19 protein-coding genes and 2 pseudogenes are annotated in these 19,579 nt (G+C 59.7%); 9 read left to right on the top strand and 12 right to left on the bottom strand.

Annotated elements, in window-relative coordinates:
- Positions 1-11: 11 nt before the first annotated feature.
- Complete coding sequence (locus EDE05_RS17970) at positions 12-1,247, bottom strand: ABC transporter substrate-binding protein (RefSeq protein ID WP_112796632.1); 1,236 nt, start codon at positions 1,245-1,247, stop codon at positions 12-14.
- A 416-nt stretch (positions 1,248-1,663) separates the two neighbouring features.
- Between EDE05_RS17970 and EDE05_RS17965 the strand changes: the two genes are divergently transcribed.
- Together EDE05_RS17965 and EDE05_RS17960 are read left to right on the top strand one after the other, a co-directional pair.
- Positions 1,664-2,713 (top strand): LacI family transcriptional regulator, encoded by a 1,050-nt coding sequence (locus tag EDE05_RS17965; protein WP_112796629.1) that lies wholly within the window; start codon positions 1,664-1,666, stop codon positions 2,711-2,713.
- Between the two features lie 115 nt (positions 2,714-2,828).
- Positions 2,829-3,635 (top strand): annotated as a pseudogene (locus EDE05_RS17960) (sulfite exporter TauE/SafE family protein).
- A 90-nt stretch (positions 3,636-3,725) separates the two neighbouring features.
- Here EDE05_RS17960 and gndA read toward each other — a convergent pair.
- Positions 3,726-5,159: an NADP-dependent phosphogluconate dehydrogenase gene (gene gndA, locus EDE05_RS17955; protein ID WP_112796626.1), complete on the bottom strand. Its 1,434-nt coding sequence runs from the start codon at positions 5,157-5,159 to the stop codon at positions 3,726-3,728.
- A gap of 208 nt (positions 5,160-5,367) precedes the next feature.
- Between gndA and EDE05_RS17950 the strand changes: the two genes are divergently transcribed.
- Both EDE05_RS17950 and EDE05_RS17945 read left to right on the top strand, forming a co-directional pair.
- Positions 5,368-5,775 (top strand): SRPBCC family protein, encoded by a 408-nt coding sequence (locus EDE05_RS17950; RefSeq protein ID WP_112796624.1) that lies wholly within the window; start codon positions 5,368-5,370, stop codon positions 5,773-5,775.
- A gap of 13 nt (positions 5,776-5,788) precedes the next feature.
- Complete coding sequence (locus EDE05_RS17945; RefSeq protein ID WP_112796622.1) at positions 5,789-6,145, top strand: VOC family protein; 357 nt, start codon at positions 5,789-5,791, stop codon at positions 6,143-6,145.
- Between the two features lie 5 nt (positions 6,146-6,150).
- Here EDE05_RS17945 and EDE05_RS17940 read toward each other — a convergent pair whose 3' ends face one another.
- From EDE05_RS17940 to EDE05_RS26920, 9 genes are all read right to left on the bottom strand, one after another.
- Positions 6,151-6,861, bottom strand: a complete 711-nt coding sequence (locus EDE05_RS17940; protein ID WP_112823787.1) for a PAS domain-containing protein — start codon at positions 6,859-6,861, stop codon at positions 6,151-6,153.
- Between the two features lie 173 nt (positions 6,862-7,034).
- A complete protein-coding gene (locus EDE05_RS17935) occupies positions 7,035-7,964 on the bottom strand; it encodes a lipid A biosynthesis lauroyl acyltransferase (RefSeq protein ID WP_134102162.1) in 930 nt (309 codons plus the stop codon).
- 12 nt (positions 7,965-7,976) lie between these two features.
- Positions 7,977-9,005 (bottom strand): zinc-binding dehydrogenase, encoded by a 1,029-nt coding sequence (locus tag EDE05_RS17930; protein WP_112796618.1) that lies wholly within the window; start codon positions 9,003-9,005, stop codon positions 7,977-7,979.
- A 159-nt stretch (positions 9,006-9,164) separates the two neighbouring features.
- The gene (locus EDE05_RS17925; RefSeq protein ID WP_112796616.1) at positions 9,165-10,451 is read right to left on the bottom strand and encodes a beta-ketoacyl-ACP synthase; all 1,287 of its coding nucleotides are present in this window, start codon (positions 10,449-10,451) and stop codon (positions 9,165-9,167) included.
- 11 nt (positions 10,452-10,462) lie between these two features.
- A complete protein-coding gene (locus tag EDE05_RS17920; RefSeq protein WP_112796614.1) occupies positions 10,463-11,668 on the bottom strand; it encodes a beta-ketoacyl-ACP synthase in 1,206 nt (401 codons plus the stop codon).
- 33 nt (positions 11,669-11,701) lie between these two features.
- Positions 11,702-12,175: a 3-hydroxyacyl-ACP dehydratase FabZ family protein gene (locus tag EDE05_RS17915; RefSeq protein WP_112796612.1), complete on the bottom strand. Its 474-nt coding sequence runs from the start codon at positions 12,173-12,175 to the stop codon at positions 11,702-11,704.
- A gap of 18 nt (positions 12,176-12,193) precedes the next feature.
- On the bottom strand, positions 12,194-12,478 hold the full coding sequence (locus EDE05_RS17910; RefSeq protein ID WP_105373468.1) for an acyl carrier protein: 285 nt from the start codon (positions 12,476-12,478) through the stop codon (positions 12,194-12,196).
- Between the two features lie 101 nt (positions 12,479-12,579).
- Positions 12,580-13,554, bottom strand: coding sequence for a nucleoside hydrolase (locus EDE05_RS17905; protein WP_112796687.1), 975 nt, complete (start codon positions 13,552-13,554; stop codon positions 12,580-12,582).
- On the bottom strand, positions 13,547-13,750 hold the full coding sequence (locus EDE05_RS26920) for a hypothetical protein (protein ID WP_165924234.1): 204 nt from the start codon (positions 13,748-13,750) through the stop codon (positions 13,547-13,549). The genes EDE05_RS17905 and EDE05_RS26920 overlap by 8 nt, the downstream gene beginning before the upstream one ends.
- Here EDE05_RS26920 and EDE05_RS17900 point away from each other — a divergent pair.
- Positions 13,730-14,514, top strand: a pseudogene (locus EDE05_RS17900) (TSUP family transporter). The gene EDE05_RS26920 and the pseudogene EDE05_RS17900 sit on opposite strands and share 21 nt — an antisense overlap.
- A gap of 32 nt (positions 14,515-14,546) precedes the next feature.
- Here EDE05_RS17900 and cobU read toward each other — a convergent pair.
- Positions 14,547-15,068, bottom strand: coding sequence for a bifunctional adenosylcobinamide kinase/adenosylcobinamide-phosphate guanylyltransferase (cobU, locus tag EDE05_RS17895; protein WP_112796606.1), 522 nt, complete (start codon positions 15,066-15,068; stop codon positions 14,547-14,549).
- Between the two features lie 717 nt (positions 15,069-15,785).
- Here cobU and EDE05_RS17890 point away from each other — a divergent pair.
- The 4 genes from EDE05_RS17890 (at position 15,786) to EDE05_RS17875 (ending at position 19,570) form a co-directional block, all read left to right on the top strand.
- Positions 15,786-16,781, top strand: a complete 996-nt coding sequence (locus EDE05_RS17890) for a glycine betaine ABC transporter substrate-binding protein (RefSeq protein WP_112796604.1) — start codon at positions 15,786-15,788, stop codon at positions 16,779-16,781.
- Positions 16,782-16,987: 206 nt separating this feature from the next.
- Positions 16,988-18,040, top strand: coding sequence for a glycine betaine/L-proline ABC transporter ATP-binding protein (locus tag EDE05_RS17885; protein WP_105373472.1), 1,053 nt, complete (start codon positions 16,988-16,990; stop codon positions 18,038-18,040).
- Positions 18,041-18,134: 94 nt separating this feature from the next.
- The gene (gene bmt, locus EDE05_RS17880) at positions 18,135-19,148 is read left to right on the top strand and encodes a betaine--homocysteine S-methyltransferase (RefSeq protein WP_112796602.1); all 1,014 of its coding nucleotides are present in this window, start codon (positions 18,135-18,137) and stop codon (positions 19,146-19,148) included.
- A gap of 71 nt (positions 19,149-19,219) precedes the next feature.
- A complete protein-coding gene (locus EDE05_RS17875) occupies positions 19,220-19,570 on the top strand; it encodes a hypothetical protein (RefSeq protein WP_105373474.1) in 351 nt (116 codons plus the stop codon).
- The last annotated feature ends 9 nt before the right edge of the window (positions 19,571-19,579 follow it).

Below are 19,579 nucleotides of genomic sequence, written 5' to 3'. Positions count from 1 at the left end.
CCGGGAGGAAATCAATCCGCCGAGCCGATGATATCCGCGAAGCGCTTCTGCGCAGCTTCCGGAGTGATCGAGGCATTGGCGAAGAATTCGGACATCAGGTCTTCCTTCTGCTTCTGCGTATCGGCCGAAACGAGCTGATCGACGCTCTTGATGATATTGCCCTTGCCGAGGATCTCGAGACCCTTTTTCATGCAGTCATTGGCAGCGGCGAGATCGACGTCGCTGCGAATAGGAAGAGAGCCCTTTTTAAGGTTGAACGCGACCTGCGTTTTTGGATCCACGATTGCCGCAGCGAGGATATCCTGAGCCTTGGACTTCTCTTCATCCTTCAGCAGCGGGAAATAGAATGCATCGCCGCCGGTCGTCAGATACTCGTTGAGACCGAGACCCGGAAGGCAGGTATAGTCCGTTCCGGCCTTCTTGCCGGCAATCTGGAACTCGCCCTGTGCCCAGTCCCCCATGATCTGACCACCAGCCTTGCCGGTCAGGACCATGTTGGTTGCCTGGTTCCAATCCTGGACATTGCTGCCCTTCGCCATGTCGCGGGCCTGGGCTGCAGCTGCGAAGATCTTTGCCATCTCCGGACCACCGGCTGTCTCGGCGTCCTTCTTGACGTAGACCGTCTCGTAAAGTTCCTTGCCACCAAGCGAGATGGTCAAGGTGTCGAACAAGCCGTTCGCCTGCCAGGCCTGACCGCCCAGCGCCAGCGGCTGGATCCCGGCCTTCTTCAAAGCAGGCGCCGCCGCAACCAGATCGTTCCAGTTCTTCGGAACATCGACGCCGGCCTTCTTGAAGGCTTCGTTAGAAAGCCACAGCCACTGCCACGAATGGATATTGATCGGCGCGCAATAGATCTTGCCGTCGATGGTGCAGGAATCAAGCAGGCTCGCCGGCTTGATGACATCCTTCCACTTGCCCTTCTCCGCAACCGCCGTGAGGTCGCGCATCAGGCCTTCCTGGACCAGTTCCTCGGCCTGACGGCCATGGTTGAACTGAGTGGCGCCCATGGGATCGCCGCCGGTGATGCGGCTGATCATGATCGGCCGCGCGGTGCTGCCGGAACCGGCGATGGCGCCATCCACCCACTTGTTGCCTGTCGCGTTGAATGCTTTTGCGAGTTCGCCAACAGCGGCAGCTTCGCCACCGGAAGTCCACCAATGGGTGACTTCCAGATCGGTGGCATAAGCAGCGCTGAACGGCAGCGTTACGGTTGCGGCAAAAGCGGCCGCCATCGCACGAATATTCATGAGTGTCCTCCCTCACTGAAACGTTGCCGTGAAAACCTAGGCCAATCGTCAGGATCGCGCAACCGCTTTTGCCAGAAAAAATTTCGGCCGCGGGATAATACATCTTAAACGTGCTGATACGGACACCTCAGCTGTGAAGGGAGCAATGCAAAAACCCCCAAAGAATAGGAGATTCTCGGAAATTTCTCGAAGCGTCTGCGGCTTTTCCCCTAGCATCTGCAAAAAATGACTTCGCACCTGCGTTGTGCAATCTACGGCGGCAGAAAACGAAATGACATCAAAAATCTTCTCGACATTTTACCTGTATCGTTTCAGTTATTGAATTCTGGTGAGGAGACAGGAAAGGGTCGCCGCCGTTTTCAGGCAAGCTTGAGCTCACTATAGTGGCCACCTGACTCGGGCAGCGACGGCAAATAATGGACGATAGCGGAAGATCAAGGACGGGCGGATCGCAGGTGGTCCGTGAACGTCCCACCTTGAAGACAATCGCCTATATGACAGGTTTGGGGATCACCACCGTGTCGCGGGCGCTCAAGGACGCTCCGGATATCGGCGCCGAGACCAAGGAACGTGTCCGTCTCGTCGCCAACCAGCTCGGCTATCAGCCGAACCGCGCCGGCGTAAGGCTGCGCACAGGTAAAACAAACGTCATCGCCCTTGTCCTGAGCATCGACGAGGAATTGATGGGCTTTACGAGCCAGCTCGTGCACGGGATTTCCGAGGTGCTCGGCGGCACCCAGTATCACCTGGTGGTGACGCCGCATTCCTTCCAGAAGGACCCGATGGTGCCCGTGCGCTACATCCTCGACACCGGCTCCGCCGACGGAGTGATCATATCCCGCATAGAGCCCGAAGACGCACGCGTGCGGCTGATGACGGAGCGGAACCTTCCTTTCGTCACCCATGGCCGCACCGATATGGGCATCGCCCACCCCTATCACGACTATGATAACGAGGCCTATGTCTATCAGGCCGTCCGGAAGCTCGTCGAAAAGGGGCGCCGGCGCATTGCCCTTCTCGCGCCGCAGAGCCGCTTTTCCTTCTACAACCATAGCCGCAACGGTTTCGAACGTGGCCTGGCGGATTTCGGGGGAACGGAAGTTCCCATGGGACGCGTGACGAGCGAGACACCGCTCGACGAGATCCGCGCCCATGCCGAGAGACTGATGCGTTCTGCCGAGCCGCCGGACGGCATTATCTCGATCAGCGGATCTTCGACGATCGCCTTGGTTGCCGGTTTGGAAGCCGCAGGCAAGAAGCTTGGCGTCGATCTCGATATGGTGTCGAAGCAGTCCGCCGAATTCCTGAACTGGATCCGCCCGGAAATCTACACGGTCAACGAGGATGTGCGGCAGTCCGGTCGCGAACTGGCCAAGGCGCTGATGGCACGCATCGACGGTGTTGCACCGGAGCTCCTCCAGAGCGTGGCGCAGCCGGTCTGGTCGAAAAGAGCGCCGAGGGACTGAGGGTTTCACCGCAGAGACGGTCGTCCCTGTCACCCCATTTGACGGCAGGAGCCACGGTTTCGTGCCATCGCCCGGCCGGCTTTCCAGTGCGAAATATCTGTGCATATATATCGCCATGGGCGACGTTACCAATACTCCCGTTTCTCGTAGCCTGCCCGCCGCTTTCTGCGGCGGAACACTGATCGGGGGAGTCGGCGGCCTGATAGGCCTTGGAGGTGCCGAATTTCGCCTGCCTCTGCCGATCGGCCTGTTCAGGTTCCCGGCACTGGAAGCCGCCATACTCAACAAGGCGATGAGCCTGGTGGTGGTCGCCACCGCGATCCCGTTCCGTAGCGGAACAGTTCCCCTCGGCGCGGTCGCCGGTCACTGACCGGTCATTCTCAACCTTCTTGCAGGAAGCGTGCTCGGCGCCTGGCTCGGTGCGGGAAGGACGACGCGCCTACGGTCGGAAACGCTGCACAAGGTCATTGCCGCCATGCTGGTCGCCATCACGGTGGTCCTTGTCCTGGAACATCAGCTGACATCCAGCCAGGCTCTGGTCACCGGGCCGGCTCAGCTCGTCGCGGGTGTGATTGCGGGCTTCATCATCGGCATCGTCGCTGCATTGCTCGGCGTAGCAGGCGGTGAACTGCTGATCCCGACGCTCGTGCTACTCTTCGGCGTGGATATCAAACTGGCGGGCAGCCTGTCCCTTGCGGTGAGCCTCCCGACCATGCTCGTCGGCTTCACCCGGTACAGCCTTGACGACAGCTTCTTCGCCATCACCAGAAACAGACTGTTCCTGATGATAATGGCGATCGGGTCGATTGCCGGCACATTTCTGGGAGGCATGCTTCTGGGTCTCGTGCCGGACGCCCTTCTGCTGCCGGCGCTGGCCTTGATCCTGCTGATTTCCGCAGTGAATGTGGGGCGGCACGCCTGACTTACCGAGTCACCGTCGCCATGCGTCGATTGCGAATGCAAAAAGCCCGCCTTACCGGCGGGCTTCGATCTGCAGGAATTGCTTTCCCGATCAGGCAAATTCAGCGAGGCCGCTACCCCATGGGCCGTGGTGCTTGTCGACGCCATCGACGCGGTCGAATCCATGCGCGCCGAAGAAGTCGCGCTGCGCCTGGATTAGATTGGCCGTGCCGCGCCCGCGGCGATAGGCATCGAAATAGGAAAGCGCCGAAGCGAGTGCCGGGGCCGGCAGGCCGGAAAGCGCCGCAAACGACACGACCCGGCGAAGAGCGCCATCGGTATCCTTCACCATCTGCGAGAAGGCCGGGGTGACGATGAGGTTCGCCACATGCGGATCCTTGGTGAAGGCCGAGGTGATTTCATCCAGGAACTGCGAGCGGATGATGCAGCCGGCGCGCCATATCTTGGCGATCGTCGGCATCGGCAGATTCCAGCCGTATTCGGCGGAAGCGGCGGCCATCACCGCAAACCCTTGGGCGTAGGCGCCGATCTTGGCCGCGAGCAGCGCATTTTCGAGATCGGCGATAAAAGCTGCCTTGTCCATTGGCGTGTCTGAAATCTTCGGGAGGCCGAAAATCTTTTCTGCCGCCACGCGTTCCTTTTTCTGCGAGGACAAAATACGGCCGGCAACAGCGGCTTCGATGGCGGTCGCCGCGACGCCCATGTTCTGGGCTTCGATGACCGACCATTTGCCGGTCCCCTTCTGGCCGGCGGCGTCAACGATCAGATCGACCATCGGCTTGCCGGAGATCGGGTCCGCGGCCTTCAGAACCTTCTCGGAGATTTCGATGAGATAGGAATTGAGGCGGCCGGTATTCCATTTGCCGAACACTTCGCCGATCTCCGTCGCGCTCATGCCGAGGCCGTCGCGCAGGATGCCGTAGATTTCGGCGATCATCTGCATGTCAGCATATTCGATGCCGTTGTGGATCGTCTTGACGAAATGGCCGGCGCCATTCTGCCCGAGCCAGGCAACACAGGGTTCGTCGTTGAATTTGGCGGAGATCGAGGTCAGGACCTTTTCGACACGCTTCCAGCTTTCCTCGGTGCCGCCGACCATGATCGACGGACCGTGCCGGGCACCCTCTTCGCCACCCGAAACACCCATGCCGATGAAGGTCAGGCCGCTATCGTTCAGATTGTCGAAGCGGCGCATCGTGTCGCGGAAATTGGCATTGCCCGCGTCGATCATGATATCGCCTGAAGACAGATAGGGTTTCAGAAGCTCCATCTGCTGGTCGACCGGATCGCCGGCCTTGATCATGATGATGATCGGCCGCGGCGGGCGGATGGAGGCGACGAAATCTTCCAAAGTCTCGCAAGGGACGATTTGCCCCTGCAGGTCACCTGCCTCGGCGTAAAACTTGCGTGTGGCCTCTGGAGAGCGGTTGAAGACGGCGATCTTGTTGCCCTTCTCGGCGATATTGAGAGAGAGGTTAGAGCCCATGACGCCGAGCCCGATAAGGCCGATTTCTGCCTGTTCCACGGATGTGCCTCCATTTGAAGATTCGCGGCTGTTGTCGCATTCAAACCTTCAAACAGCAAGGCAGGCACGACGCTAAACGATTAAATTTCCATCACACTCACCCCCCGTCGTCAGCCCATAACGTAACGATCATAGAGCGAAACGATCTTGTTTTGTTCCATCTTTCCGGGTTAATCTGGAGGGACGACGGCAAGAGACGGAGAAGGTCATGTCGATATTGCCCGCACGGATCATCCATATCAGCATCGCAAAGCCCTGGCAGGAGGTCTACGCCTTTGCCAAGAGCCCTGAAAACATGCCCCTCTGGGCATCCGGCCTCGCATCCGGCCTCACCCGGGAGGGCGAGGAATGGGTGGGAGACGGTGGTCCGATCGGGAACGTGCGCGTTCGCTTCACGCCGGACAACCCGTTCGGCATCCTCGATCATCGAGTGACGATGGAAAGCGGCCTCGTGGTGGAAAACCCCTTGCGTGTCGTGCCGAACGGAGATGGCGCCGAGGTCATGTTCACGCTCCTGAAGCGCCCCGACCTTGACGACGCTGCTTTCGAGACGGACGCCGCAACCGTTTCGAAGGACCTCGGGACGCTGAAAAGCATTTTGGAAAATAAGCAATAGGAAGGGCGTAGCCATGGGTAGCAAGGGAGCAGACCGGAAGATTGACTATGTCGAGTTTAATGTGCGCGACATAGGAAGGGCCAAGGCATTTTACGGCTCGGCATTCGGCTGGACCTTCACGGACTACGGTCCGGATTATTGCGAGTTTCAGGACGGCCGGCTGACGGGAGGTTTTGCAAATTCTGCAAACGTGAGCGCCAAGGGCGGGCCGCTTGTCATCCTCTTTGCCGACGATATAGAGGACGCGCAGGCGCGGATCGAAAAAGCCGGCGGCGTGATCCTCAAGCCGATCTTCTCTTTTCCCGGCGGACGGCGCTTTCACTTCGCCGATCCGGAAGGATACGAACTGGCCGTCTGGTCGGACAAATAGCCAGGTTAAGCGGCAGGGCGGCGGCGGCGATCAGCCGTCTCCTGCATCACCACGAGCGCGCCGAGCTTCGCTGCGCCCGAAAGACATGGCGACATTCGGCAGCGAATGACGACCGTTTGGCCGTCGATCTGGTCGGCATAGGTCAGCGAGAGATTTTCGCCCGCAAAGCACCGGTCGATACTAGCCCTGAATTCCTTCTGGAAATGATGAACGCCGACGAACTCGGCAAAATGCCGCCCTATCAGTTCTTCACGCGGCACGTCTAGGCGACGGGCATTGGTCTCGTTCGAATAAAGGATCCGGTAGCCGGAGCCGACTACCACTATACGATCGGATATCCGGTTTAAAAGCGCGTCGTTAAGAAAACCGTCAGCCAAGGCGTCCGCCAACACCGTGGCGCCGTCTGCCTCCGGATCAGTATGCTGATCCACAGACACGGGAGGATCCGTCAGCAAATAACGCTCGACCAGCATCTGTAACAGGTGGCCGGTGCGCCGTACGCAGCCCCTGTCGTCGGCCTCCTCGTTCAGGAGGTTGATCGCAAACCGGAATTGGGCCTGGATATTGGCCGGTTCTTTCTCCTGATTGGAGAAGATTGCGAGCAGAAGTGGGTCGAGCTCCCGGTCGAGAGCCGCAGTGGTGTGCGTATCGTCCCGTTCGATTGCCTGCCGCAGATCAGCATACTTGGACCAGAAAAGATCGATCAAAGCTTCCAAAAATGCACCCTCTCCCGTCTCGGAGACATGCCGGTCCTTCCCCCGAAGCTCGGCGTCTCTGCCATTCAAAGCGAATCACATTGATTCTTTTCTCAAAATCGGACCCAATTTGTGGCCGATGACTTAATACAGGAAAATCGCAGATACGGACATTGGTCTGGAAAGTAATGCGGTCATAGGGACCACTTAATCTTCCAGCGGTCGTGGTACCAGAGCCATTGCTCGGGATACTCCCGGACCCAGCTTTCCACCTTGTCATTGAGAATCTGGGCGGTGGCCTGAACATCGAGATTGCCCTTTTCGTCGCGCGGCAGTTCGATCTTTGGCTCTATCTCGAGCCGGTAGCGGTTGTCCGGCAGACGGATGCAGCGGGCGGGATAAACCTCGGCGTTGAATTGCCGGACGAGCTTGCCGAGCAGCGGGTTGGTCCTTACAGGTCTCCCGAAAAAGGTCGTTTTCAGCCCTTTGCGGAACTTTTGATCAACGAGTACCCCCACGCCGCCGCCGTGTTCGAGCCTGCGCGCCAGCGCGAAAGATGAGCCCGCATGCGAGGGCACGAGCTGGCCCATACGGCTTGCCCTAAAATCGAAGATTTTCTTTGCAATGTACGGGTTGTTCGGCGGACGGAAGAGAACCATGACTTCCAGGCCGAACGCCTTGCCCGCAACCGGCAGCAACTCGAAATTGCCGGTGTGCCCGGTAAAGACGATGAAGGGACGCGGATTGTCGCGCAGGTCGACGAAGATCGGAATGCCCGACACTTCCACCCTGCCCGGCTTCGGCCGCTCCGGGTCAAAATCGAACAACCGGTCGAGGAATACGTATTCCGCCGCTAGACGGCCCATATGTCCCCAGCTGGCGACCGCGATCTCCTGCAACTCCTCCTCGGCCTTTTCGGGATAGGCATTGCGCAGATTGGTCAGCATCAGCTTATGCCGGCTGAGCTTCGGACCGACGCGATGCGCCATGCGGTCGGCAAAGCGGATCGCGGGATCGGCGGGGAAAACTTTGAGGAGATTGAGAGCCCCGAAGGCGATCTGCGCCACCAGCCATTGCTGGAAGTTTCTGAGTGCGATCACGATACGGGTGAGGAACATCTTCACGGGGCGGCAACCTCAATCCATGCGCAGCACGATCTTGCCGAAGATCTGCCGGCTTTCCATCCGTGCCAGCGCCGTGTCGATGTCACCGAAGGTGACTTCCGTATCGATGACGGGATGTACGATGCCTTGCGCCATCTTCTGCATGGCGTCGGCCATGTTTTCCATCCGGCAGCCGAAGGAGCCAAGCAGTTTCAGCTGCTGCTGGAAGAGCATCATCAGGTTCATCTCAGTCGAGACACCAGACGTCGAGCCGCAGGTAACGAGGCGGCCGCCCCGCTTCATGCACAGCATCGAGCCGGCCCAGGTATCCTTGCCGACATGCTCGAAAACGACGTCGACGCCCTTCTTCTTGGTGAGCTTGCGAACCACACCTTCGAAGCGGTCCGTCCTGTAGTTGATGACGTGATCCGCGCCGAGCGCCTTGGCGCGCTCGATCTTGTCGTCCGAGCCTACGGTCGTGATGACGGTGCACCCCATCTTCTTGGCGAGCTGGATCGCTGCCGTGCCGATGCCCGAGCCGCCGGCATGAACAAGTATCGTCTCGCCCGGCTGGAGTTTTGCGTTGTCGAAGAGCATGTGTTCCACGGTGCCGAAAGTGACTGGGGCAAGTGCCGCGCCAACCGCATCGACACCCGGAGGCGCCGGGACCAGCAGGCGGGCGGGCAGATTCGTCTTCTCCTGCGCGAAGCCATCGAGATGGAAGCCGTGCACGCCAGATACGTTTTCGCAGAGGTTGTCGCGCCTTTCGCGGCAGGGCTTGCAGAGGCCGCAGGTGCGAGCACCGTAGATCGACACAAGCTGTCCCGGCAGGACGCTTGAGACCCCCGGGCCGATCGCCTCGACGACGCCGGAGGCTTCCGCGCCGATCGTCAATGGCATCTTGCGTTTGGCAAATGCCATACCGCGCCAGCCCCAGACGTCGATGTGGTTCAGCGCCACCGCCTTTACGCGGAGCGTCACTTCGCCCGGGCCGGGCGCGTCAGGCTCCGGAATATCGACGGCTTCAAGCTTGCGGTCATCGATCAGTTGCAGAGCGCGCATAATAGGTCTTCCTTCGCCCGGAGGCGTTAAATTCGTCAAACGTGGTTGGCGACGGTCTCTACAGCATCGGCCCCAAAATCGAAATGATTTTTGGAAGGCACGATGCGTAGATTCGAGAATTTAGAGGGCCTTTTGCGCGTCCGAGGGACGCACGGTGCTCTAGGCCGGTTCCAGCGCCATGACAAGGCTGGCGTTCTGGCCGCCGAAACCGAAGGAATTGGAAAGAACCGCCTTCGGCCGAGCATTGCGCTTCGTATTCGGCACCACATCGAGCACGATCGTCGGATCGGGATTGGTGTAGTTGATGGTGGGCGGCAGCGTGCCGGTCAGCATCGTCTGGAACGAAAAGACGGCTTCGACGGCGCCGGCAGCCGTCAGGGTATGGCCGATCATCGATTTGTTCGAGGAAACCGGGATGTCCTTCAACCTGTCGCCGAAAACGGCGAGCATGGCGCCATATTCCATCTTGTCGTTTTCCGGCGTCGACGTGCCATGCGCATTGATATAGCCGATCCCGCCCTCGTCCATGCCGGCGTCGGCGAGCGCAGCGCGGATGGTGGCGATCGCCGGGCCGCCGTCCGGCGAGGATCGGGTGCGATGAAAATGATCCGCCTTCTCGCCGCAGCCCTTCATGATGCCAAGCACCTTTGCACCGCGGGCAACCGCCGACTCGAGCGATTCCAGCACCAGCGTCGCGGCACCTTCCGCGATGACGAAGCCGTCCCGGTCCTTGCTGAACGGTTTCGATGCCTTCTCCGGCGGATCGTTCTGCGTCGACAGCGCCGACAGCAACGAGAACCGGATCAGCGCTTCGGCACTGACCGATCCGTCTGTAGCAACAGTGAGTGCGCGATCTGTGCGCCCCTGGCGGATTGCTTCGACGCCGAGCTGGATCGCAGTCGCTCCCGACGCACAGGCCGTCGATAGCGTCACCGGCAGGCCGCGCGTGCCGAATGTGTCGGCAAGGCGTTCCGAGATGGAGCCGAACTGTACCGCTTCGAGAAAGACCGGATCGGGGCGCTCCCGCATCGCCGCCAGGAAGCGATCATAAGCATCGCCTTCCGCCTTTGATGGCGGTGCGCGATCCGCAAGCGCGAAACGGTCGCTCCATTCGGGTTCGACCGGCGGCGCAGCCAGGAAAAGCGGGCCTTCGAAATCGCCCGAAAGCCCAGCCTGCGCGAGCGCTTCGGCGGTGGTTTCGCGGGCAAAGGCGAAAGAGCGCTCGACGGAATTTTCAGCCGGCACCGCGATGAAATCAACCGTGCCGCTGATCCTCGTCGAGAGCTTCTCAGTCGGGAAGCGGGTGATCTTATGGATGCCGGACGTCCCCGAGGTGAGCGCTGCCCAATTGTCCTGCAGCCCTTGGCCGAGCGAGGTAATGACGCCCATGCCGGTGACCGCGACGATCGGGCGGCCGAGATGATCCTTGAAGCGATTGTCGCTCATAAAGCTCTCCTTCACGCTTCGGAAGAAAGGACCGCTAGGCCCTCGCCGCGCGTGTAACCGACCGTCGTCACCACCGCATGTTTAACGGCCGCCGTCATCGGTTTTTCGTTCTGCGCATCGAATGTAGGAACGCACGCGGCGCCATCCAAGCTGAGTGCGGCGAGCGCCAGGCCAAGGGGGAACTGCGCTTCCATCCCATGGCCGGTGACGCCGCCGAACGCTCGAACCGGAGCGCCCGGAAATTCCTTGTCCAGCACCGCTCTTTCGCGAGCTGCAAGGTCAACGATACCACTCGTGCCCGAGAAGACGATCGTATCTTTTGCAGAAAGACCGGATGCGTGGCCGGCCAGACGGGCAAGACGCTTTTCGAGCCTGCCCTCGTCGCGCTGGCCGCGATCGCCCTCGATCGCGTCGATCACCGCATAGATATGGGCGCCCCGCGCCTTGGCATGCGCACGCGATTCCAGCACCAGGAAAGCGCCGACCGACCCCATGATCATGCCGCCGCCGTTATCGGCCGAGCGTGACCAGATGGGATGCCAATCGCCTGTCGCATGCGCCCGGATACCCTCGACGAGAAGGATGATGTCAGCGCGCTCGGCAACAAAGGCGCCACCGACGAGGCTGTGGCTCGACTGGCCGGATCTGATTCGGTGAAAGGCCGTCTCGACGGCTGAAATACCAGCCGACTCTTCACCCATGAAGGTCCGCGACGAACCGGTAACCTTGTGGACAATCGAGATATTGCCGGCAACCAGATTGGAAAGCTGGGCAAGAAACAGCGTCGGGCGCAGCTCCGTGGTAAGCTTCTCGTTCAAAAGCATTTCTCGGTCGTTGCGCTTCAACGCCTCGTCGACGATCAGCGAATCGACCTTGATGTCGCGCTCGCCGCCGCCCGCGGCGACGATCATGTCCATCGAGGCACAGGCGTCGGCATCCGTCTTCAGGCCCGCATCGTCGAGAGCGAGGCCCGCGGAAAATACGCCGAGCCGCTGCCAGTTCTCCATCTGCCGCTGATCACCTCGCTTCGGGATCTGCGTCGACCAGTCGATTTCGGGCATCGGGTGGATCGGATAAGGAGAAAACCGCTCGGTCTCGACTTTCGGGATTCCAGCTTCCGCCGCCGAAAGCAGGGCGACATGCGGCTCCTTGCCGACGCCCTGGCAGGTGACAATCCCGATCCCGGTAATCACGACATCATTGTCAGACTTCATCATGTCCTCTTTGCCCGCCGTCTCGACGGCCGGGCTTTAAGCGCTGGCGGCGATCGCAGCTATCAAGCCGACTTCTTCCGCACGTTTGCGGATGATCGGCGCCAGCGGAATCTCGCTGAAGGGCATGGTGCGCAGTTTCAGCTGCGCGTCACAGACCTTTTTTCCGCCGCTGGAAATCTTTGCTTTCGTAACGGCGTAGCCGGAGCCCTCATGCTCCAGAAGCGCCTCGATGTCGAGCACCGCATCCGGCTCAACAAAGGTGCGCATCTTGGCGCCGTCGACCGACATCAGGAACGGCATCGCCGCAAAATCGGAGGCAGCAAGAACGAGGAATCCGGAGGCCTGCGCCATGGTTTCGATCAGCAGAACGCCGGGCACCAACGGCATGCCGGGAAAATGGCCCTCGAAGACGGGGCTCTTTGCCGGCACGACCGATTGCGCCTTCAATACCTTGGTCCCGAGATCGACCGCTTCGATGCGGTCGATCATCTGGAAATATTCGAGCAACATAAGATTGCCGGCGGCCTATCAGGCCTTTGCCGCCCTCAGCTCGTCGATCTTTGCGCAGAGGTTCTTGAGGACGAAGTATTCTTCCGTCGAAACCTTGCCCTCGTTGACTTCCTGGGTCCACTGTTCCAGCGGAATCTTGATGCCGAATTCCTTGTCAATCGCGAAGACGATATCCAGAAAGTCGAGGCTGTCGATGCCGAGGTCATCGATGGTATGGCTTTCCGGCGTGATCGTTTCACGATCGATTTCGCTGGTTTCAGCGATGATGTCGGCAACTTTGTCGAATGTAGCAGTCACGCCCATGTCCTCTGAAGAATATCAAAATCAAGGTTCCACATAGGGAAATCGATACCAAATGCCAATGGCTTCGTTTTTCAAGCACGAATTTGCATGGGAACTGTTGCCTAAACAGCAATTGCCGGGCGGCCCTCGACCAGTGCAGCGCGGATGACCTCGAGCACCGCATCGGACCGAACGAAAGTGCAGACCGATTGGCTGGGATGGCCGTCCCAGGGCGTTCCGACGAATCTGCGGCCGCTATCCGGTGCCTGGATCGTTGCGCCATCGGCAATGCCGCCCGAAACCACCCGGACCGGTCCGGTGCGGACGGTGAAGAGGTCCGGCCGGACCAGATAAACGCAGGCTGTGCTGTCATGAACCGCCATCCCGGAGACCCCGGCACGGCTTCGATAGAAATCGATGTAATATTGCGAAAGATCGGAGAGAAGCTGCAGCGATCTCTCCCCCGATTTCACCATATGGGCGAGATAATCCGCCGACATGATCGTCTTCATGGTCACGTCGAGCCCGACGATGGTGACTTTCCATGGCGCGGTGAAGAGAATATCCGCCGCTTCCGGATCGCCGTGGATATTCGCTTCCGCTGCCGGGGTGACATTGCCGCCGACGTCGAAGGCGCCGCCCATGACGACGACTTCCTTGACCAGCTGAGCGATCTCCGGATCCGCCCGCAGAGCCAATGCCAGGTTGGTCATGCGTCCCACCGCGATCAGCGTGATTTCCCCCGGATTGGCACGAACCGTCTCAATGATAAACCGATGCGCCGGACGCGAATCGAGCGGCCAATCGATCACCTGCGGCACGCCGATATTGCCGAGGCCATCGGCACCATGGACAATCGATGCTGCGCGATCGTCGGTGCGGGACAGATCGATCGTCTTGTCGGCGCCTTTCGAAATAGGGGCGGAGATCCCCCACTCCCGATGCAGAAACTGCGCATTGCGAGTAGTGAGGTCGAGCGGCACGTTGCCGAAGACCGTCGTCACGCCTAAAAGATCGATCTCCGGATGCCGATGCAGAAAGAGCAGTGCCATCGCGTCGTCGACGCCGGGATCCGTGTCGAAAATGACCTTATGCATGTGCTTCATCCCTATCTTCGGCAGCTTTCAAGGCCGCGCACAATAGCGCCAAACGCTCGAAGAGCAATCCCGCTTTGGGCATGGCTGTTCTCCGGAAGCCCTCCTTGAACCGATCCTCATCAGGGGCGATAAGCGCCTCGTCATTCACATCTCCCTCCGCCGATCGAGTCCACTCTTGAACGACCTCGCCACGCATCTTGTTCTTCTGCTCTTTCTCGCATCCTTCTTCGCCGGTTTTGTCGATTCCATCGCCGGTGGCGGCGGGCTGATCACCATCCCGACAATGCTGATCGCAGGGATCCCGCCGTTGGAATCCCTAGCCACGAACAAGTTGCAATCGCAATTCGGCTCCGCCTCGGCAACCATCGCCTACGCACGACGCGGCCATGTCAATCTGAAAAGCCAGATGCCGATGGCGATTATGTCGATGATCGGCGGCGCCGTCGGCGCAGGCCTGGCCTCGCTGGTGCCTGCGGAATGGCTGGCGGCAGCCATTCCCTTCCTGCTCGTTGCGATCGCCATCTTCTTCTCCGTCAAGCCGAACCTCAATGATGCCGACCGTCACCAACGGGTGACACCGTTCATTTTCGGCCTTAGCGTGGTTCCACTCGTCGGTCTCTACGACGGGATATTCGGGCCAGGCGCCGGCTCCTTCTACATGCTTGGATTCGTGCTCCTCGCGGGCTTCGGCATGCTGAAGGCGACCGCCCATACCAAACTCATCAATCTCGGCTCGAATTTCGGCTCGTTCCTGGTCTTTGCGGCCACGGGTTCGGTGCTGTGGAAGGTCGGACTGCTGATGGGTGTCGGTCAATTCCTCGGCGCCCAGGTCGGCTCAAGGCTCGCGATGAAAAACGGCGCGAAGCTGATCAAGCCGCTGCTGGTCTTCTCCTGCCTGGCGCTTGCCATCAAGCTGATCGCCGATCCCGCCCCCCCATCAGGATCTGGTTTGGCTTTTAAAAGAGAGCCCGAAAATCCGATACTGCGTCATCTCAACCCTTCATCCGGAGCGGTAAGCCGGCCGCTACGAAATAGACGTCATCGGCCACGGCTGCTATTCTCTGATGCAACCGGCCGGCATGGTCGCGAAACTCCCGCGCCATCTTGTTTTCCGGAACGATGCCGAGACCGACTTCGTTGGACACCAGAATTATCGGAGCGGAAAGCAATCGCAGCACGCCTGTCAGTTCGGTCGTGGCGGCGTCGATATCCCGCTCCTCCATCATCAGGTTGGTGATCCAGAGCGTCAGGCAGTCAACCAGAATCACCCTGCCCGGTCCATCAATGCTCTGGATTTGCACCGTGAGATCAAGGGGTATCTCGTGCGTTACCCATTGCTTACCGCGATCTGCGCGATGGCGGGCGATACGCTCGCGCATTTCTTCGTCATAGGCACGCCCCGTGGCAATATAATGCCGCTCGAAACCCGTGGCCCGAGCAAGCGTTTCGGAAAAGGCCGACTTGCCCGAGCGGGCGCCGCCAAGGACGAGGGTCAGCTGACCGGAGGTTTTCATGGCAGAATATGGCCTGTTCCAGAGGGGACCGGACGATTCGTAGACAAAGGAGGCGTCCGGCCCTGTTGGTGTTGGCTCTGGATTTTCATTACCATCAGATGGTGCCGCGTCGTGAACGACGTGTCAATCTCTCGGGGATCGAGCCATCGAGATCGAATAAAAGAAGCGAATTGACCCGAGGGCAACACAGCACGAGCCGAAATTCATGGCTCCGACAACGGGGCGACCGGTACGCACTACCTGATCCGGCGCCGAAGGCAAGCTGACCGCCTGCATGACAACGAATAGCGTGACATTCTTACCGGATGGTTAGTGAGATCGCTCTGTGAGAACATTTCTCGCTGCAAGCCCAAGAAATATCCAGCGCCCAGACGCACAGAGCTGTCAGCGGTGGCCCCATACCACTCTAGCCGTGTCCTTTCGAGGCAATCATTTAAAAGTGACCTTTGAGAGCAGCACGAAACCGGAAATCCTGTGCTTCCAAGAGGTTGGGCGCGGTCCATCGCAACCGGCCGACCTCTTGAAGGTTGATTTCCTGCGGGGAAGTCGTACCCTCATTTTTAGAAAGCGGAAATGTGAACCGGGCGTCACCGCGACGGCACAAGGGAAACACTTCCGATCACACTCGATCGAAGCTGGAACTCCTTCACGCCGCGATCAGCACTTGCGGCCCACGCGCAAAAACTGGAAGATCGCGACGCCAGACGGAGGTTTGAAATGAAGAAACTGTTCGCTTCCGTAGGGTTCGCTGTCGGGACTTTCGTTCTTGCCGGGACCGCACAAGCCGATTGCGGATCCGTCTCGATTGCGGAAATGAACTGGGCTTCGGCAGGTGTCGCCGCCAATGTCGACAAGATCATCCTGGAAGCAGGTTACGGCTGCAAGGTAAAGCTCGTACCAGGCGACACGATGACAACCTTCACCTCCATGAACGAAAAAGGACAGCCCGACATCGCGCCGGAGTTCTGGGTGAACTCGGCGCGGATCCAGCTCAACAAGGCGACTGCGGACGGCCGTTTGGTCATTGCGGCGGAGATTCTCTCCGATGGCGCAGTGGAAGGCTGGTGGATTCCGAAATTTGTTGCCGACTCTCATCCGTCCATCAAAACCGTCCAGCAGGCGCTGGCTCATCCTGAACTTTTCCCGGCTCCCGGAAATCCTGCAAAGGGGGCAATCTTCAACTGCCCCCGAGGCTGGAACTGTCAGGTTTCCACTGCCAACCTCTATAGGGCGCTTGGCGCCAACGAGAAGAATTTCGAATTGGTCGACACCAGCTCCGCCGCGGAACTCGACGACGCGATATCAAATGCTTTCGCGAACAAGACAGGCTGGCTGGGGTATTACTGGGCTCCAACCGCCATCCTTGGCACATACGAGATGGTGAAGCTCTCGTTTGACGTGCCGCACGACCCCAACGACTGGAATGCCTGCACTTCGGTTGCCAATTGTCCCAATCCCACGGTCAATTCCTATCCGACGTCGCAGGCCTATACCATAGTCACAAAGGGACTGGCAGACCGGGCTACGGATGCAATGGAATACATGAAGAAGCGGAAGTGGACCAATGCCACGGTGAATAGCGTCCTGGCGTGGCAGTATGAGAATCGGGAAACGAACGAAGACACGGCCAAGCATTTTCTTGAAACGCTGCCGGACATCTGGACCAAATGGGTGCCGCCGGGGGTCGTGGAAAAGGTCAAGGCGTCGCTCTGAGACCTATGCGTGGCCGTTTCCGGATAAATGGCCGGAAGGGTTTGAGGGCAGAATTGACTAAAATGCCTCTGCCGGTAACGTCGTTCCGGATAGGGAGCGCAAAAACAATAAACAAGAGGGGAATTTCATGGCGCATAGCCTTCAGGCGCTGCACCTTTGTAACTACCGGGCGTGCAATCGGCCGCGGTTGAGTCTGGAGGCTGCTCGTGGCTAGCCATGGAATAGAGATCAAAGGGCTCTACAAAATCTTCGGACCGCGGGGGGCGGAGTATGTGGGCGCCGTGAAGGCCGGCATGACGAAAGCCGAGCTCAACGAGAAACATGGTCACGTCCTTGGCCTGAAGGACATCAATATCTCCATGCCCGCCGGCGGCATCACGGTTGTCATGGGGCTTTCAGGCTCGGGAAAATCGACCCTGATCCGCCACATCAACCGCCTGATCGAGCCGACAGACGGCGAGGTCATCTACGACGGCAACGATATCTGTCGGATGAACGAAAAGGACCTGCGGGATTTCCGCCGCCTCAAGACGGCGATGGTCTTCCAGAAATTCGCGCTGCTGCCGCACCGCACCGTTATCGAAAATACAGTTTACGGCCTCGACATTCAGGGCATCCCGCGTCAGGAAAGCATGAAGCGCGGCCAGTATTGGATCGAACGGGTCGGGCTTGCAGGCTTCGAGCGGCATTACCCCAATCAACTGTCGGGCGGCATGCAGCAGCGTGTCGGGCTTGCCAGAGCTTTGACCAACGATGCCGATATCCTGTTGATGGACGAAGCCTATTCGGCGCTCGATCCATTGATCCGCGTCGACATGCAGACCGTTCTCCTTACGCTTCAGGCCGAACTGAAGAAGACGGTCGTCTTCATCACCCATGATCTTGATGAGGCGCTGAGGCTGGGCGACAAGATCGCGATCCTGCGCGACGGCCAAGTGGTGCAGCAGGGTACGGGTCAGGAAATCGTGCTATCGCCGGCCGACGATTACATCACTGCCTTCGTCAAGGAGGTCAATCGCGGCCGCGTGATCCGGGCGAGCACTGTCATGCAGCCGATCGACGGAGCGCCGGACGGAATGCCCATTCCCGGCAGCTCAACGCTCGAATCCGCCGCAAGGCTCATGACGGAAGCCGGCCACAGCCGTGCGCTGGTTTTGGACGAGAATGGTGCACCGAGCGGCATGCTAGACCTGCGGACCATCATCACGGCAATGGTCAGTCCCGCCAGCCACGAGACGGAGAAGATGGCGGCGGAATAAAAAGGGGCCGCGTCGCCCACGGACGCGCCTGCTGTCACTTGCCATCATATAAAGCAATCTTTATATGATCGGATTACGTCGCAGGAGAACCGCCATGACCGCTGCCAATGTACTGACAGAACTGCTTGCCGAGAAAGGCGTGCTGTTGGCCGACGGCGCGACAGGCACCAACCTCTTCGCGATGGGTCTCGAAGCCGGCGATGCGCCCGAGCTCTGGAACGAAGCGGCACCCGAAAAGATCGAAAAGCTGCATCAGGATTTTGTCGATGCGGGCGCGGATATCATCCTCACCAATTCCTTCGGCGGCACACGCCACCGGCTGAAATTGCACAAGGCTGAGGGCCGGGTTCACGAACTGAACAAGCTCGCGGCGGAAATCGCCCGATCTGTTGCCGACAAGGCGCCGCGGAAAGTCATCGTCGCCGGCTCCGTCGGCCCGACCGGAGAGCTTTTGATTCCGCTCGGGGCCCTTTCCTACGAAGATGCGGTCGCCGCCTTCGCCGAGCAGATCGAAGGCTTGAAAGCCGGCGGCGCCGATGTCGCCTGGATCGAGACCATGTCCTCTGCCGATGAAATCCGCGCTGCTGCTGAAGCCGCGGTCAAGGTCGGCCTGCCTTACACGTATACCGGCTCTTTCGACACGGCGGGCAAGACCATGATGGGCCTCGACCCGAAAGACATCCATGGCGTCGTCCAAGACATCGGCGCCGAGCCGGTTGCGGTCGGTGCCAATTGCGGAGTCGGGGCTTCCGATATCCTGTCGAGCCTTCTCGACATGACGGCGGCAGCGCCGGATGCGATCACCATCGTTAAGGGCAATTGCGGCATTCCGGAATATCGCGGCGCCGAAATCCATTACTCCGGAACCCCTCCGCTGATGGCCGAATATGCCCGGCTTGCCCGCGATGCCGGCGCGCGGATCATCGGCGGCTGTTGCGGCACGTCTTGTGAGCATCTCGCTGCGATGCGCAAGGCGCTTGACGAATACACGCCCCGTCCCCGCCCGACGATCGAGGAAATCGTCGACAAGATCGGCCCGCTGCGCAATAAGACCGCGAGCGAATCGGGCGGCGAGTCCGGCCGTGAAAGACGCCGCCGCCGCGGATAGGGTATCGGCCTCCAAATCGGGCGCGGATCGGTCAATCCGATGCTTGGAAAACAGGGCCGAGGAGGACCAAGATGGCGAACATATCTCCGATCGGCAGCCGGGAGACGGTGGCGGAAAGCCTTGCCGCACTTCTGCCTGAAAACCAGTCCTGGCTGACGCTCCTGATGCAGAACCCGTCGTCGGACGATCTGCTGCTGGACGGACTGCACCTTTATCTCGACCAGGCTTCCGAGGCGAAATTCCTGAACTCGCTGAAGCTGCAGAAGTGCGGGGAATGGGTGGGCAATGCCGCCCCTGCCCGGCTGCAGATCAGGCTGGCGGAAGCGGCGAAATCCAGCCAGCATCCCGCCTATGCCGCCTTCCGGGACGGGCTCACCCGCTCCGGCGGGCTGGAGCGGGCTTATCCGAAGGCAAGTATCTGAGCGGATTGG

This window comes from Neorhizobium sp. R1-B (genome assembly GCF_004368875.1).
Lineage (GTDB): Bacteria > Pseudomonadota > Alphaproteobacteria > Rhizobiales > Rhizobiaceae > Neorhizobium > Neorhizobium huautlense.
Note: the sequence above shows the minus strand (reverse complement) of the source record. Positions and strands in the feature narration are given on the sequence as shown.